Origin of the sequence: Stenotrophomonas maltophilia group sp. RNC7 (genome assembly GCF_030910085.1) — a bacterium.
GTDB classification, from domain to species: domain Bacteria; phylum Pseudomonadota; class Gammaproteobacteria; order Xanthomonadales; family Xanthomonadaceae; genus Stenotrophomonas; species Stenotrophomonas sepilia.
Genome location: NZ_JAVFVN010000503.1, coordinates 29736 through 44400, shown reverse-complemented (window position 1 = coordinate 44400; position 14665 = coordinate 29736). Strand labels below are relative to the sequence as shown.

At 67.5% G+C, this 14665-nt stretch carries 9 protein-coding genes; 1 reads left to right on the top strand and 8 read right to left on the bottom strand.

What is annotated here, in order from left to right; genetic code table 11:
• Nucleotides 1-37: 37 nt before the first annotated feature.
• The 7 genes from lysS to recJ form a co-directional block, all read right to left on the bottom strand.
• Nucleotides 38-1549 carry a lysine--tRNA ligase gene (gene lysS / locus RCF13_RS09830; protein WP_061479278.1) on the bottom strand — a complete coding sequence of 504 codons (1512 nt, stop codon included), beginning with the start codon at nt 1547-1549 and terminating at the stop codon, nt 38-40.
• Between the two features lie 146 nt (nt 1550-1695).
• A complete protein-coding gene (locus RCF13_RS09825; protein WP_134968512.1) occupies nt 1696-3336 on the bottom strand; it encodes an acetolactate synthase large subunit in 1641 nt (546 codons plus the stop codon).
• A gap of 63 nt (nt 3337-3399) precedes the next feature.
• Nucleotides 3400-4785, bottom strand: coding sequence for an NAD-dependent succinate-semialdehyde dehydrogenase (locus RCF13_RS09820; RefSeq protein WP_134968513.1), 1386 nt, complete (start codon nt 4783-4785; stop codon nt 3400-3402).
• 544 nt (nt 4786-5329) lie between these two features.
• Nucleotides 5330-6112, bottom strand: a complete 783-nt coding sequence (locus RCF13_RS09815) for a helix-turn-helix transcriptional regulator (protein ID WP_134969457.1) — start codon at nt 6110-6112, stop codon at nt 5330-5332.
• Nucleotides 6113-6265: 153 nt separating this feature from the next.
• Nucleotides 6266-7391 (bottom strand): peptide chain release factor 2 gene (prfB, locus tag RCF13_RS09810; protein ID WP_111008336.1). Its coding sequence is split into 2 segments (ribosomal slippage): nt 6266-7315 and nt 7317-7391, totalling 1125 coding nucleotides; the frame shifts between segments, so codons are not numbered across the junction.
• A 249-nt stretch (nt 7392-7640) separates the two neighbouring features.
• Entirely contained in the window at nt 7641-10550 is a 2910-nt protein-coding gene (locus tag RCF13_RS09805) for a VIT domain-containing protein (RefSeq protein WP_231352702.1), read from the bottom strand.
• 143 nt (nt 10551-10693) lie between these two features.
• Nucleotides 10694-12451 carry a single-stranded-DNA-specific exonuclease RecJ gene (recJ, locus tag RCF13_RS09800; RefSeq protein ID WP_231352701.1) on the bottom strand — a complete coding sequence of 586 codons (1758 nt, stop codon included), beginning with the start codon at nt 12449-12451 and terminating at the stop codon, nt 10694-10696.
• 158 nt (nt 12452-12609) lie between these two features.
• Here recJ and RCF13_RS09795 point away from each other — a divergent pair, with 158 nt between their 5' ends.
• A complete protein-coding gene (locus tag RCF13_RS09795; RefSeq protein WP_134968884.1) occupies nt 12610-13650 on the top strand; it encodes a DUF1176 domain-containing protein in 1041 nt (346 codons plus the stop codon).
• A 97-nt stretch (nt 13651-13747) separates the two neighbouring features.
• Here RCF13_RS09795 and RCF13_RS09790 read toward each other — a convergent pair whose 3' ends face one another.
• Nucleotides 13748-14665 (bottom strand): phosphoglycerate mutase, encoded by a 918-nt coding sequence (locus RCF13_RS09790; protein WP_134968885.1) that lies wholly within the window; start codon nt 14663-14665, stop codon nt 13748-13750.

Below are 14665 nucleotides of genomic sequence, written 5' to 3'. Positions count from 1 at the left end.
CGGGACGGCGCGCACAATCGGGAGTCAAAAACGCGACTTACTGCTCCGGACGCATGTACGGGAACAGCAGCACGTCACGGATCGAGCTGCTGCCGGTCAGCAGCATCACCAGACGATCGACGCCGATGCCGAGGCCGCCGGTCGGGGCCATGCCGTACTCCAGCGCACGGATGTAGTCGGCGTCGTAGTGCATGGCCTCATCGTCGCCACCTTCCTTCGCGGCCACTTGGGCCTGGAAGCGCTGGGCCTGGTCTTCCGGGTCGTTCAACTCGGAGAAGCCATTGGCCAGCTCCTTGCCGTTGACGAACAGCTCGAAGCGGTCGGTGTAGCCCGGATCATTGTCGTTGGCACGGGCCAGCGGCGAGACTTCCACCGGATGGTCGGTGATGAAGGTCGGCTGGATCAGGGTGTGCTCGACGGTGGCCTCGAAGATCTCAAGCAGCAGCTTGCCCCAGCCGTAGGACGGCTTGACGCGGATGTTCAAGCGCTCGCAATGGCGCAGCAGCGCGTCACGGTCGGTGCAGTCGGCAACCGAGATTTCCGGGTTGTGGTGGCGCACGGCTTCGTCCATGCGCCAGCGGCGGAACGCCGGGCCCAGGTCGATCTTCGCGCCGTCCCACTCGACCTCGGTGCTGCCGTTGACCGTCCTGGCCACGTCACGGATCACGCCTTCGGTCAGGTCCATGATCTCGTTGTACGTGGCATAGGCCTCGTACAGCTCCATCATGGTGAATTCCGGATTGTGGCGGGTGCTGACGCCTTCGTTGCGGAAGTTGCGGTTGATCTCGTACACGCGCTCCAGGCCGCCCACGGTCAGTCGCTTGAGGTACAGCTCCGGCGCCACGCGCAGGTACAGGTCCAGGTCCAGCGCGTTGTGGTGGGTGGTGAACGGCTTGGCCGCCGCGCCGCCGGGGATGTAATGCATCATCGGCGTCTCGACTTCCAGGAAGTCGCGGTTGTCCAGCCACGCACGCATGGCGCGGATGATCTTCGAGCGCTTGATGAAGACCGCGCGCGATTCCGGGGTCACGATCAGATCGACGTAACGCTGGCGGTAGCGCTGCTCAACGTCGGCCAGGCCGTGCCACTTGTCCGGCAACGGACGCAGCGACTTGGTCAGCAGGCGGATCGACTCGGCCTTGACCGACAGCTCGCCGGTCCTGGTGCGGGTCAGGCCGCCTTCGACGGCGATGATGTCGCCCACGTCCCAGCCCTTGAACGCGGTGTAGGCATCGCCCAGCACGGCCCCCTGCAGGAACAGCTGGATGCGGCCGGACTCGTCCTGGATCTGCGCGAAGCTCGCCTTGCCCATGATGCGCTTGGCCATCAGGCGGCCGGCCATCTTCACCTGGCGGCCGTTGCCTTCCAGCGCCTCGGCGGTCCACTGTTCGGCATCGGCGAATTCGTCCTGCAGGCGGCCGGCGAAGTCCTCACGACGGAAATCGTTCGGGTACGCGATGCCCTGCCCACGCAGCGCTTTGAGTTTCTCACGGCGCTCGGCGATCAACTTGTTCTCGTCGACGGGGGGGGTATCGGTAGCTTCGCTCATGGATCTGCGGGAATCGTGTAGTGAGGGGGATCTTGCGCCCGGCGCGGCCGGCTCCACAGCATACCAAAACCGCCCTGCCCCGGCCTGGAGAGGGGTCAGATCCCTTTGCGCAGCAAAGGGATCTGACCCCATCAGCGGATCGGCGCCTACGCGTTCCCGGGGAACGCCTGCCGCAGCTCGTCCACCAGCACCCGCTGGTTCTCCGCGTAATCGACCGGTACCGACACCAGGTGCACCCCGCCCTCGTTGAACGCCGCCTGCAGGGTCGGGATGAACTGCTCGATGGCGGTCACCTCATGCCCCTTGCAGCCATAGGCCTCGGCGTACTTCACGAAATCCGGGTTGCTGAAGGTCATGCCGTAGTCGGTGAAGCCATCCACCGCCTGCTTCCAGCGGATCATGCCGTAGGCGCCGTCGTTGAGGATCAGCACCACCAGGTTCAGCCCCAGCCGGCGCGCTGTCTCCAGCTCCTGGCTGTTCATCATGAAACCACCATCGCCACACACCGCCAGCACCCGCCGCTGTGGGTACAGGATCGAGGCCATGATCGCCGATGGCAGGCCCGCGCCCATGGTCGCCAGCGCGTTGTCCAGCAGCAATGTGTTGGCCACCTGGGTACGGTAGTTGCGAGCGAACCAGATCTTGTACATGCCGTTGTCCAGCGCCACGATGCCGTCCGGCGGCATCACCTGGCGCACGTCGTGCACCAGCCGCTGCGGGGTGAACCCGGCCTCTTCGGCGCGGTCGGCCAAGTGCTCGAGGATGGTCGCGCGCAGCGGCAGCAGCGCAGCGGCATTCGGCACCGCGCCTTCGATGCGGTCGGCCAGCTGGGTCAGCGAGCGGCCGATATCGCCGATCACCTCCACCTGCGGGAAGTACACCTGTTCCACCGCCGCCTGCGAGTAGCCGATATGGATCACGGTCGGCCCGCCCGGGCGCATCACGAACGGCGGCTTTTCGGTGACCTCGTGGCCGATGGTCACGATCACGTCGGCCTGGTCGATCGCCATGTGCACGTAATCGCGCTCGGTGAGCGCTGCGGTACCCATGTACAGGCCCGAGCCGCCGGCCACCGCGCCCTTGCCCATCTGCGTGGTGAAGAACGGAATGCCGGCGCGCAGCACGAACGCCGACAGCGCCTCGCTGGACTGCGGCCGCGACGCCGCCGAAGCGATCATCAGCAGCGGTCGCTTTGCACTGCGGATGGTCTCTGCCGCCCGATCCAACGCTTCCGGGCTGGCGATGGGACGATCCACCGCGTGCGGTGGCACCAGCGCCACGCCCTCCACCTCATCGGCGGCGATGTCTTCGGGCAGCTCCAGCAGCACTGGGCCCGGGCGCTCTTCCTGGGCGACACGGAACGCCTCGCGGACGATGGTCGGGATCGTGCGCGCAGAGACGATCTGCCGCGCCTGCTTGGTCAGCGGCTTCATCGTGCCGACGATGTCGACGATCTGGAAGCGCGCCTGCTTGCTGGCGACGATGCCCTTCTGGCCAGTGATCATGATCACCGGCCACGCACCGAGCAGCGCATAGGCGGCGCCGGTGGTGAAGTTGAGCGCGCCCGGACCGAGCGTGGCCAGGCACACGCCGGGCTTGCCGGTCAGGCGGCCATAGGTGGCGGCCATGAACACCGCTGCCTGCTCGTGACGGGTGATGACCAGCTCGATGCTGGAATGACGAAGCGACTCGACCACGTCGAGGTTTTCCTCGCCGGGGATACCGAAAATGCGCTCGACGCCTTCGTTCTCAAGCGCGGCGACAAGCAGATCTGAACCCTTGGACATTGGAATGCCGTCCTTTTGGCTGGACTGATGGTGGATCGTTGCAGGAAGGAGGGAAGCTGCGCGTCAACGCTTGTCGAACCACACCGTCTGCGCGTTGACGAATTCGCGGATGCCGAAGTGCGAGAGCTCACGACCGAAGCCACTCTTTTTCACGCCGCCGATCGGCACGCGCGGGTCTGAAGCGGAGAAGCCGTTGACGAACACGCCGCCGCTCTGCAGCCGGCGCGCCAGCTGCATGGCCCGCGCGCGGTCGCCGGTCCACAGGTTGCCGCTCAGGCCGAACTCGCTCTGGTTGGCCAGTTCCACTGCATGGTCGGCATCGCGGGCGCGGCTGATCGAGGCCACCGGCCCGAAGGTCTCGGTATCGAAGGCCTGCATGCCCGGTTCCACGTCCGCCAACACGGTGGGCGCATAGAACGCGCCCGGGCGATCGAGCTGATGGCCACCGACGAGCAGCATCGCGCCTGCCTCCACCGAGGCGCGCACCTGCGCGTCCAACTGTTCCAGCAGGTCCTGGCGTGCCATCGGGCCGATGCGGTTGGCCGGGTCGCGGCCATCGCCGATGCTCAGTGCCTGCACCTTCTGGCAGAACTGCGCCACGAAACGGTCGTAGACCGCGTCTTCGACGATGATGCGCTTTCCGGCGATGCAGACCTGCCCGGTGTTCTGGAAGCGCGAGGCTACCGCCGCATCAACGGCGGCGTCCAGATCGGCGTCGGCCAGTACGATGAACGGATCCGAGCCCCCCAGCTCCAGCACCACCTTCTTCAGCGCCTGCCCGGCCTGGGCGGCGATGCTGCGGCCTGCGGCCACGCTGCCGGTCAGGGTCACTGCGGCGATGCGATCATCGGCGATCGCGCGGCTGGTGCCCTCGCGGCTGATGTTGGCGGCGATAAAGGTGCCTTCCGGCAGGCCGGCATCGCGCCAGGCCGCGTCGAGCAGCTGCGCGGTACCGACGATGTTCTCGGCCGGCTTCAGCAGGAAGCCGTTGCCGCCCATCAGGATCGGCACCGCCGCACGCATCACCTGCCAGTACGGGAAGTTCCACGGCATGATGCCCAGCACCACGCCCAGCGGCAGGTAGGACACGTAGGCCTTGTCGTCGGGCACCTGGGTCGGTTCGTCGCGCAGGAACTGCGCGCCGTGCTCGGCGTACCAGTCGCACAGCACGGCACACTTCTCGATCTCGGCCAGCGATTCGGCCTGTACCTTGCCCATCTCGGCGGTAGCCAGCGCGGCCAGCTTTTCGCGGTCACGCCGCAGTACGGCGGCCATCGCACGCAGTACGTCTGCGCGCTGTTCGAGGCTCTTGACGCTCCAGGCCGCAAAGCCGACCTGGCCGCGATCGAGGATTGTTTCCAGCTCGGCATCGGTGGCGAAGGGATGGCTGGCGATCTGCTGGCCGGTGGCCGGATCGCGGGAAATGGCGGTGGTGGGGGCAGCGGACATGCAGGGCTCCTGTTGTCTCGGCAACGGGCAGCGGCCCGTCTTCTGCACAGGAATGTGGACCCGATTGGCGGAGGCAACAAGGCGTCTGCTTATCCTGTGACCTGCACTTACCTGTGTGAATGGGGTTATCGGCAGGGCTGCGCCCTGCACCCGCAGAGGCTTCAAGCCAAGCCAAGCCAAGGCAACGGCAACGGCAACGGCAGAAGCTGGCATTCCGTGGGTTGGCGGGGTGGGTCCGGTTGAGGGGGACGCTGCAAGTACCCCTCCGGGGCCCGGCCCAGCCGCTGGCGGCTGTGCGTTCGGGCGCTTGCGAAGCAGTGCTTCGCAAGCAAAGCGCCCTTACCCATGTAAGCTCGGTCGCCGCTTGCTCGTGTGCGCAGGAAAGCGCACACGAGCAAGCGGCTGCCAAGCCTACACGGACGTACTTGCGGCGTCCCCGCACTCCGACACCGCCCCGCCAAACCACGGAACCTAGCTCTGGCTCTGGCTCTGGCTTTGGCCGTTGCATTGAGCAGGTGCAGGGCTGCAAGCCCTGCCGATCAACCTACTTCCGCGGCAGGTAGGTCACCAGTGACAGGTCGTGCCGGCTCTCCGGCACCAGCGCCACATACTGCAGGTCCAGCAACCCCCGCGTGGGATGGTTGAGCTTCTTCGCACCTTCATCGAACCGACGCACGTCGTGCTCCGGCCACCATTGGCGAAACTCTTCGCTGTGCACGGCGATGTCTTCCACCAGCGCCAGGAACGGGGCCTTGTCCGGGGCCTGCGCCATCGCCGCGCGGAAGCCCGCCAGCAGCCCGCGGGTCATTTCTTCCCAGTTGAGGATCAGCGTGCGATACGGCGGGTACAGGAACATCAGCCGCAGCGTGTTGCGCTCATGCGGCGCCAGGTGGCTGTAGTCGACGAAAAGATCGGCGATGGCCGGGTTCCAGGCCAGGATGTCGAAGCGGGTATTGCGTACGTAGGCCGGGATCGGCTGCATCGCCTCCACCAGCTGGCGCAGGCCGTCGGTCACGCTCTCGTCCGGCGATTCCAGCGGCACGCCGTAGCCGGACAGCGCGAACGCGTAGGCGCGCTCGTCGTCGCTCATGCGCAGCACCTGTGCCAGGCGCTCCAGCACTTCGGGCGAGGCGCGCACTTCACGGCCCTGCTCGATCCAGGTGTACCAGCTGACGCTGACCCCGATCGCCAGCGCCACTTCCTCGCGCTTCAGGCCCGGGGTGCGCCGGCGCCCGGCCGGGAGGCCGAGCGTGGCGGGGTCGACACGGGCGCGGCAGGCCTTGAGGAAGCCACCGAGTTCCTTGCGTTCACTTTCGCTGCGCATCATCGGCCCGTCCTACCCCTTGTAGCGTCGAGCCATGCTCGACGCGTCTGCTACTGCGCCAACAGCAGCCGAGCATGGGCTCGGCTCTACCGGAAGCGTGATCGGCTACCCTCGGCGTTGCGCACAAGGGTGACGAAATCCACGCAGGCGCGTCGATCAGGCATCGGCGCGCTTGGAGCCCACGGCCAAACCGGCCTTCAGGCTGGCCTCGACGAACTCGTCCAGGTCGCCGTCCAGCACCTTCTGCGTGTCCGAACGCTCGATGCCGGTACGCAGGTCCTTGATACGGCTCTGGTCCAGCACGTAGTTGCGGATCTGGCTGCCCCAGCCGATGTCGGACTTGGTGGCTTCCACCGCGTCCTTCTCGGCGTTGCGCTTCTGGATCTCCAGTTCATACAGCTTGGCGGCCAGCATCTTCATCGCGTTGTCGCGGTTCTGGTGCTGGCTGCGGCCGGTCTGGCAGGCCACAACGATGTTGGTCGGGATGTGGGTGATACGCACTGCCGACTCGGTCTTGTTCACGTGCTGGCCACCGGCACCGGACGAACGGTACACGTCGGTACGCAGGTCGGCCGGGTTGATGGTGATGTCGATGTTGTCATCGATTTCCGGCGACACGAACACCGAGGTGAAGCTGGTGTGGCGGCGGTTGTCCGAGTCGAACGGCGACTTGCGCACCAGGCGGTGCACGCCGGTCTCGGTCTTCAGCCAGCCGTAGGCGTAATCGCCTTCCACGCGCAGCGTGGCCGACTTGATGCCGGCGACGTCGCCACCGGAGACTTCCATCAGTTCGGTCTTCCAGCCGCGCGACTCGCACCAGCGCAGGTACATGCGCAGCAGGATCTCGGCCCAGTCCTGGGCTTCGGTGCCACCGGCACCGGCCTGGATGTCGACGAACGCGGCCGCATTGTCCATCTCGCCGGAGAACATGCGCTGGAACTCCAGCTTCTCCACGTGCGCCTGGTGCTTGTCGAGGTCGGCGACCACCGCCAGCGCGGTCTCCTCGTCCTGCTCGGACTCGGCCAGCTCCAGCAGTTCAGTGGCGTCGTTCAGGCCATCGAGCACCGAGGCGATGCCGCCCACGGTCTTTTCCAGGCTGGAACGCTCGCGGCCCAGGTTCTGGGCGTACTCGGCGTTGTTCCAGACGTCGGGGCTTTCCAGCTCCCGCGTTACTTCTTCAAGACGCTCTTTCTTGGCGTCGTAGTCAAAGATACCCCCGAAGCGACAGCACGCGATCGGTCAGATCGGTGATGCGCTGGCGGACAGGATTCAGTTCGATCATGTCGGCGGTTATGCATTCAAAAGATGACTAGTAATGATAGCGCAGGCCGGGGGTGCCCGGAATGAGGGCCTGGGCCTGCGCCGGGGCTCCAGCATGATGCACTGGCGCTGCATTCAGGCGGGCGATGTCCGCCTTGGCGCGGGGAGCCGGCCGGGCTGCGGCCGACCCCACACAGGGCCTCCTTGCCCCAGAGCGGCGTCGACGAGGGTCTTCCTTGCCCCCCCTCGGACGGCCACTTGGGGCAGTTGACTATTTAACCTCGAACTCGCCCACCAGCACGGTCTCGGCACGGTCCTTCAGTCGCATCGTCACCGTCTGATCCTTCTGCTTCGGCGTGCCCCAGTGGGTGGTCAGCCGCAGCATCAGGGTTGTCGCACCGGTCACCAGCTGCTGGCGGCTGCCAAAGTAGTTCGCCTCCACCTTGTACTTGCCCGGCTTGGCGTTGCGCAGCGAGAACTGCTCGGGGCCATAGCCGCCGGTAAAGTCCTGCGACATCTGCCCGCCCTGGTAGGTCAGCCGGTTACCGTAGTAAGCGCGCTCGCCGTTCGGGTCGGTTACCCACAGGTCCATGTCGCTGTTGTCGGCGTCCCACGACAGCACCACGCGGAGGTCCAGCGGCATCGCCTGCAACAGGCGCGGGTCGATGCCGGTGGTATCCAGCCGGGGCGTGCTGCTGGCCACCAGGTTGGTCAGCTCATCCAGTGCGATCAGGGCGATGCCATCGAAGCGGCTGTCCCACGGCCGCACCACCACCTGGTACAGCGGCGCCAGCGCCTGCTGTGGCTTGCCGGCCGCTGCCAGCGCCAGGCCCAGGTCGCGGAAGCTTTGCGGTTCTTCCTGGCCCATCGCCAGCACCTGCTCGAACACCGGCACCGCCAGTGCGGGAGCATCGGCCTGCATCAGTCGGTAACCGAGCACGCGCAGCAGGTGGCGGTTGTCCAGATCCATTTCGGCCAGGTTCGACAGCACCCGCAGTGCCAGCTCGCGCTGGCCCTGCTCCAGCAGCAGGTCGGCCACATCGAGGAAGAACGCGCTGCTGTCGGCGTGGGCATCGCGCTCGGCCAGATAGCGGTCATAGAGCTGCGACGGCGGCCCCTGGCGCAGGCGCCGGGCGATGGCCGAGTCCGGCTGCCAGGCCGCCAGCTGGATGCCGAGCTCGCCCTCGTTGGCGGCAGCGGGCGTAGTGACACGGCCACCAGTGACCGTGATTGAATCCAGGGCCTTGTTCGATGCAGGCGCTGAGCGACGTGCACGCGCGCTGCTGGCTTCCATGCGTTGCTCGGTCGCCGCCATCGGCGTGGGGGCGGGCGGAGCGGCGGGGGCAGGCGCGGCGAGCATCGCCATCGGGGCCGATTCCATCGCGTAGTCCGCCGAGGCCACTTCCAGTGCCCCGCCCTTCGCCTGCGGCGGCGCATCCTTCGGCCAGCTGCGGTTCCACCACTGCTGGCGCTCCTTCCAGCGGGCGGCCACTTCATCCAGGCGCTGGCGATCAGCAGCGGCGCGATCCCTGACCTGCACTGCAAACTTGGCGTCGTACTCCGCGCGCAGCGTGCCCGAAGGGCGGATCGCATAGCGCAGGTAGTCCTCCAGCGTCTCCAGCACGATCAGCGAGGTATCCGGCCCCACCAGGCCAAACTGTTGTGACAGGCGTTGCATCGCCTCGCGGTTGCCATGACGGTCGGCGGCCAGCTGCTGCAGACGCGCCTGCGCCCACAAACCGGCCAGCAGTTCACCGTCCTTGCTCTTCTGCGTGGCGGGCAACGCCTGCCATTCGCCGCCACCCACGCGCACCCGCATCGGCACGCCTTCGGCCGCCAGTCGTGCATGCAGCCACAACCAGCCCTGGGCTTCACTGCGACGATCGATCACCACGTCCTGCACGCCGCGCCCTGCATCGACCTGCACATCCAGCGGCGACGACAGCAGCTCACGGGCGGCCAATTCGACATCCTTCCCCAGCGCGACGAAGCGACCACCATGCGCTTCGCTCCAGCCACGCAGTCGCACGGCATCGGTGCGCGCACCGGCGCTGCTGACCGCAAACAGGCGTTGGTCCGGCGCCATCGCCGGCAGCTGTTCCGGCCCGTAGGTCAGCAGGCCATCGCTGACCAACAGGTATTCCTTCACCCTCTGCTCTGGTTGCCACTGCGCCAGCGCGCTGGCACCGTCCGGGCGTACGGCCTGCAGTGCCGCACGCAGCTCACTCCAGTTACCGGCGCGGATGCGGAAGCGACGCACCGGCTCGGCGCGATCGCGCAGCACGGTCAAGGCCACGGTGCCGTCACCCAGCGCGGCGAAATAGCGATCCAGCAGGGCGAACTCGCGCGTGCGTTCGCGCTGTCCCGCCGAACCGGAGCCGTCCCACAGCAGGCCGATTTCGCTCGGCAGTCTGCGCGGCGTGCTGCTGGCCGCCACCGGCAGCTGCGCCAGCAGGTAATGGCCGTCCTGCCAGGGCGCCACCTGCACCTGTGCCTGGCGTGCTGCCGGCAGGCTCCAGTGCAGCTGCTTCGGCAACTGCGCGCCCTTGCCCTGCCACTGCAGCTGGCCCGCGCTGATGCGGAATGGCGCCGTACCTACGGTGGTCGTGCCAGGTGCCTGCAGTTTCAGTTCAACCGAGGCTGCACCGGCAGCAAACTGCAGCGGCAGCGTCCACTGCCAGCCTTGGCCGGCGAAGGCCAACGGCTCGCGAATCACCAGCTGCACGCGTCGGCTGCCGCCGGCCGGCAGCGGGTAGATGCGCAGCCGGAACTGGTTGCCGGCGGTCTGTTCCAGCAGCCCCGGGTCGACGCCACGACGGGCGATCTCCTCGAACACCTGGCGGCCGCGGTCCTTGGGCACCGGCACCGCGTCACGCATCTCGCCGTTGATATCCAGCGCGAAGCCGCTGATCTGCTGGCCATCGGCCAGCGGGAACTGCAGCTCGCCCTCCAGTACCCGCCGGTTGGGGTTGTGGAATTCCAGCGTGATCCGGGTCTGGGCGATGCCGGCCTGGATCTCGCCCTCGATGCGGGCTTGTCGTAATTGAACCGGCTGCTCAGCCGCCGGTGCGATCAGCAGCGGGGTGGCGGCCTGCGGCCGGGAGATCGGCGGCGACTGCGCGCCAGCGGGCCAGGCCGCAAGGGCCAGCAACAACACAATGCAGCAACGGGCGAAGACCATGACCGGACTCCAGTGGGATCGTGGATCGTTGAACGCACCAGCAGCCGTAACGGGGTTGGGAGACCAAAAAAGGGGACGGAGGGGATTAAGTCGCAACTGGCAAACAAGGCACAAGCGACTTAATCCCCTCCGTCCCCTTTTTCTCAGGCGGGCAGGCAGTGCTCGACGATCAGCTGGATGGCGCTGCCGCCGCGATAGTCGTCGCAGGCGAGCCGATAGGCGAGATGCACGTGGCGACTCGGCGCGTTGCCGTGCCAGCCGCCGAAATGGATGGCGTTGATGGTGCCGGGTACGCCGGGCAGGCGCAGTTCCAGCTTCAGGTGACGCTCCTTCAGCACGCGCCAGTTGGCCACTTCGAAGCGGCCATCGAACAGTGGCTCGGGGAAACCCTGGCCCCACGGCCCGGCCAGGCGCAACGCATCGGCGTGGCGATGGTCCAGCTCGTCCGCCGCCAGCTCGCCGTCACTGAGCACCTGCTGCTGCAGTGCCGCCGGATCGAGCATCTCCAGCACCACCGCGACGAAGGCTGTCTTGAAGTCATCGACGTGGTCACGCCGCAGGCTGAGCCCAGCCGCCATGGCGTGGCCGCCGAAGCGTTCGATCAGGCCTGGGTGGCGCGCATCGACCAGCGCCAGGGCGTCACGGATGTGCAGCCCGGGAATCGAGCGCGCAGAGCCACGCAGGGTATCGGCGCCGGGCTCGGCCGGGGCGAAGGCGATCACCGGACGATGCAGGCGATCCTTCATCTTCGACGCGACCAGGCCGACCACGCCCGGATGCCAGTCGGCATCGAACAGGCAGGCCGCCACCGGTCGCCGACCGGCCATGTCCAGCACTACCCGGGTCAATGCCTGCTCGGCGTCATCGGTCATCGACTGCTGCACGGCGCGCCGTTCCGAATTGATCTGCTCCAGCGTCTGCGCGATCTCGCGCGCCTGGCGCGGGTCTTCGGTCAGCAGCAGCGCGATGCCCAGCGCCATGTCTTCCAGCCGGCCCGCGGCATTCAGGCGCGGGCCGAGCGCGAAGCCGATGTCGGTGGCGGTCAGCCGCGCGGCATCACGGCCGCTGGCTTCGATCAGCGCACGCAGGCCGACACAGCCCTGCCCCGCGCGCAGACGGCGCAGGCCTGCGCTGACCAGCGCACGGTTGTTCGGGTCCAGCGCTACCAGGTCCGCAACGGTGCCCACCGCCACCAGGTCCAGCAGCGTGGTCAGGTCCGGCCCCTTGCCATCGGCAAAAACGCCGGCCTCGCGCATCTGCCGACGCAGGGCCATCAGCACGTAGAAGATCACGCCGACGCCGGCCAGCGATTTGCTGGGGAACGCATCACCGTCGAGATTGGGATCGACGATGACATCGGCCGGCGGCAACTGCGGCCCGGGAAGGTGATGGTCGGTGACCAGCACCTGCCAGCCGCGCGCCTTGGCCGCGGTCACGCCCGCATGGCAGGCAATGCCGTGGTCGACGGTCACCAGCAGATCCGGCTGCAGCGCGGCCAGCTCTTCCACCAGCGACGGTGACAGGCCATAGCCGTGCACCATGCGGTTCGGCACCGCGTGGAAGACGTGTTGCGCGCCGAGCATGCGCAGGCCACGCACGCCGACCGCACAGGCGGTGGCGCCATCGCAATCGAAATCGCCGACCACCAGAATGCGCTTGTCGTTGGCGATGGCTTCGATCAGCAGGCCCACTGCATCATCGATACCGGTCAGCAGCTCGGGCGCGTGGAGGCTGCCCAGTTTCGGCAGCGCCAGCTCTGGCGTTCCCGCACCGCGGCTGGCATAGAGTCGCGCCAGCAATGGCAGCGTGCCCTCTGGCCAGCTGCCGGGCACGACCGCATCGCGGCGGCGGATCAGCGGTGTATCAGAGGGCGGCTGCGCAGCATCGGCGGCAAGGGACATCGGCATCGCCGGTTACAAAAGACCCGCACATCATAACGTGCACCGCTCCCCCGGTCGGCTGCCGCTGCTGACGAGGCCCCTTGGCTCTTCGGCCAGCAGCATTTGGATTTCACGACCGCATCTTCCATGCTTGCCTGCCCTGGAACGGACTTCCATCCATGACCCGCACCCTGCTGACCGCGCTGATGGCACTCACCGTGGCCTCGGCCGCCCACTCCGCGACGCCTGAGCCCAGGCCCGGGGTCGAATTCGAACACAACGACTGGTCGCTGGCCTGTGACAACACCCGCACCTGCCGCGCGGCTGGCTACAGCCCGCAAGCTGCGGGCAACCTGCTCAGCCTGATGCTGGAGCGCGCCGGCGGCCCGGGTACGAAGGTGCTCGCGCGGCTGCGCAATGGCGAGGATGGCGAAAGCCCGACGCCGACCGGGGCGCTGCGCCTGCACCTGAACGGCAAGGACCTGGGCCCGGTGCGCGACACCGGCGACGGGGACAAAGTGTTGTTGCAGCAGGCACAGACCGATGCACTGGTCGCCGTACTGCCGCGCGAGGCACGCATCGAGATCATCGACGGCGAGGGCAAGGCGTGGCCGATCTCCGACCGCGGTGCGGCGGCCGTACTACTGAAGATGGACGAGGCCCAGGGCCGGCTGGACACGCCGGGGGCGCTGGTGCGGCGTGGCGACAAGCCCGAAACGAGCGTACCTGCGGCGTTGCCGGTGCCAGTGATCATGCGCGGCACGCTGGTAGCACCGCGCGCCTCGGACGCGGCACTGGCGAACGCACCGGGCCTGCGCAAGGCACTGATCGCCAGCCTGCCGAAGCCGGATGAGTGCGCCCGCCTGAGCGAGGGCGGGACAGACGAGATCGAGATCCAGCGACTGGACGCCCAGCATGTGCTGGCAAGCACCAGCTGCTTCATGGGTGCCTACAACTTCAGCAGCGGCTACTGGGTAGTGCAGGACAGGGCGCCGTACCAGGCGAAGTTCGTGACCTCCAACGCGGAGGACTTTGATCGCGATGACGCGACGCTGCGCGGGCGCTTCCGTGGACGCGGCATCGGTGACTGCTTCTCCGGCCACGACTGGGCCTGGGATAGCGCGCGATTCGTGAAGAGCGGCGAGTTCACCACCGGGCAGTGCCGCGGCGTGGCGGGTGGTCATTGGCAGCTGCCGACGGTGGTCAGCGAGGTCCGTTGAGGCGCCGCTATCTGCGATAGTGCCGCCCGCTGGCCGGCAACCCCGGCAAACATCGGGGTCAACGCCGTTTTCCGATGGAAAACGGATCCGACCCCGGTCAGTCGTGCAGCTGGCGCGGCTTCTTCCAGAACTGCCAGCGCTGGCCACGGTCCAGCTGGAACTGCAGGCCGTCCTCGAAATCCAGCACCAGCCGCTGCAGTTCGCCACGCTTGAGCGCGGCCAGCAGCGGCCGGATCGCATCATTGCCGAGCTGCTGCAGAGAGCGCAGCTGGCGCAGGTCAACCAGTGCATCCACGGCCTGCTCGCCGTCCACGGCCACACCAGCCGCCAGGGCCAGGCCCTGCAGCAGCGCGTCGCGGCTGCGCACCTGCGCGTGCGGGGTGCTGACCGACACCGGCATCACGCCACCGCCCCAGAACCACAGCGAGTTGATCGGCTGCTGTCCCTGCGCGGCACGCTGCTGGTTCCAGGAATGGTTGTGCAGCAGCACCTGTGCCTCGGTCATCAGCGCCCGCCATCGACGGCCGCCCTGCCCTTCCGGCAGGTGCGAGAACAGGTCATCACCCAGCACCTCGTCGGGGCTGTCGAAGTCCGGCAGCTCGCTGTCGATCGGCAGCCGCAGGTACCAGCGCGAAGGATCGGGTGCGTCAAGCACAAAGCCGGCGTCGGCGAACAACGGCTGCAACACCGGCAGCAACGCCAGGCAATCGGCCAGCGTCGGCCGCAGCGTTTCGCCGTAGGCCATCATCCGCGCGCCGTGCATGTCCGGCACCATGCAGGCTGGATCGGCACGCAGCCAGCTGGCGCCGGCGGCATCGCCGACGTCGCGCTGGCGGGTCAACGCGGCCACCGGCCAGTGCGACGCGGCAACCGAGAAATGGCGTGTCAGCTGCGCGCGTTCGCCCGGCGCGACCTGCACCGTGGTGGCACGGCCGAGCGCACGTGCCACATCGTCCGGCAGCGCAGCCGCGGCAAAGCGGCTGCGTGCCGGCAACAGCAGGGTCGCCGTCGCCAC

Coding starts and splice junctions, on each gene's coding strand:
- lysS (WP_061479278.1), bottom strand. CDS start 1,549: ATGAGCGAAGCTACCGATACCCCCCCCGTCGACGAGAACAAGTTGATC.
- RCF13_RS09825 (WP_134968512.1), bottom strand. CDS start 3,336: ATGTCCAAGGGTTCAGATCTGCTTGTCGCCGCGCTTGAGAACGAAGGC.
- RCF13_RS09820 (WP_134968513.1), bottom strand. CDS start 4,785: ATGTCCGCTGCCCCCACCACCGCCATTTCCCGCGATCCGGCCACCGGC.
- RCF13_RS09815 (WP_134969457.1), bottom strand. CDS start 6,112: ATGATGCGCAGCGAAAGTGAACGCAAGGAACTCGGTGGCTTCCTCAAG.
- RCF13_RS09805 (WP_231352702.1), bottom strand. CDS start 10,550: ATGGTCTTCGCCCGTTGCTGCATTGTGTTGTTGCTGGCCCTTGCGGCC.
- recJ (WP_231352701.1), bottom strand. CDS start 12,451: ATGTCCCTTGCCGCCGATGCTGCGCAGCCGCCCTCTGATACACCGCTG.
- RCF13_RS09795 (WP_134968884.1), top strand. CDS start 12,610: ATGACCCGCACCCTGCTGACCGCGCTGATGGCACTCACCGTGGCCTCG.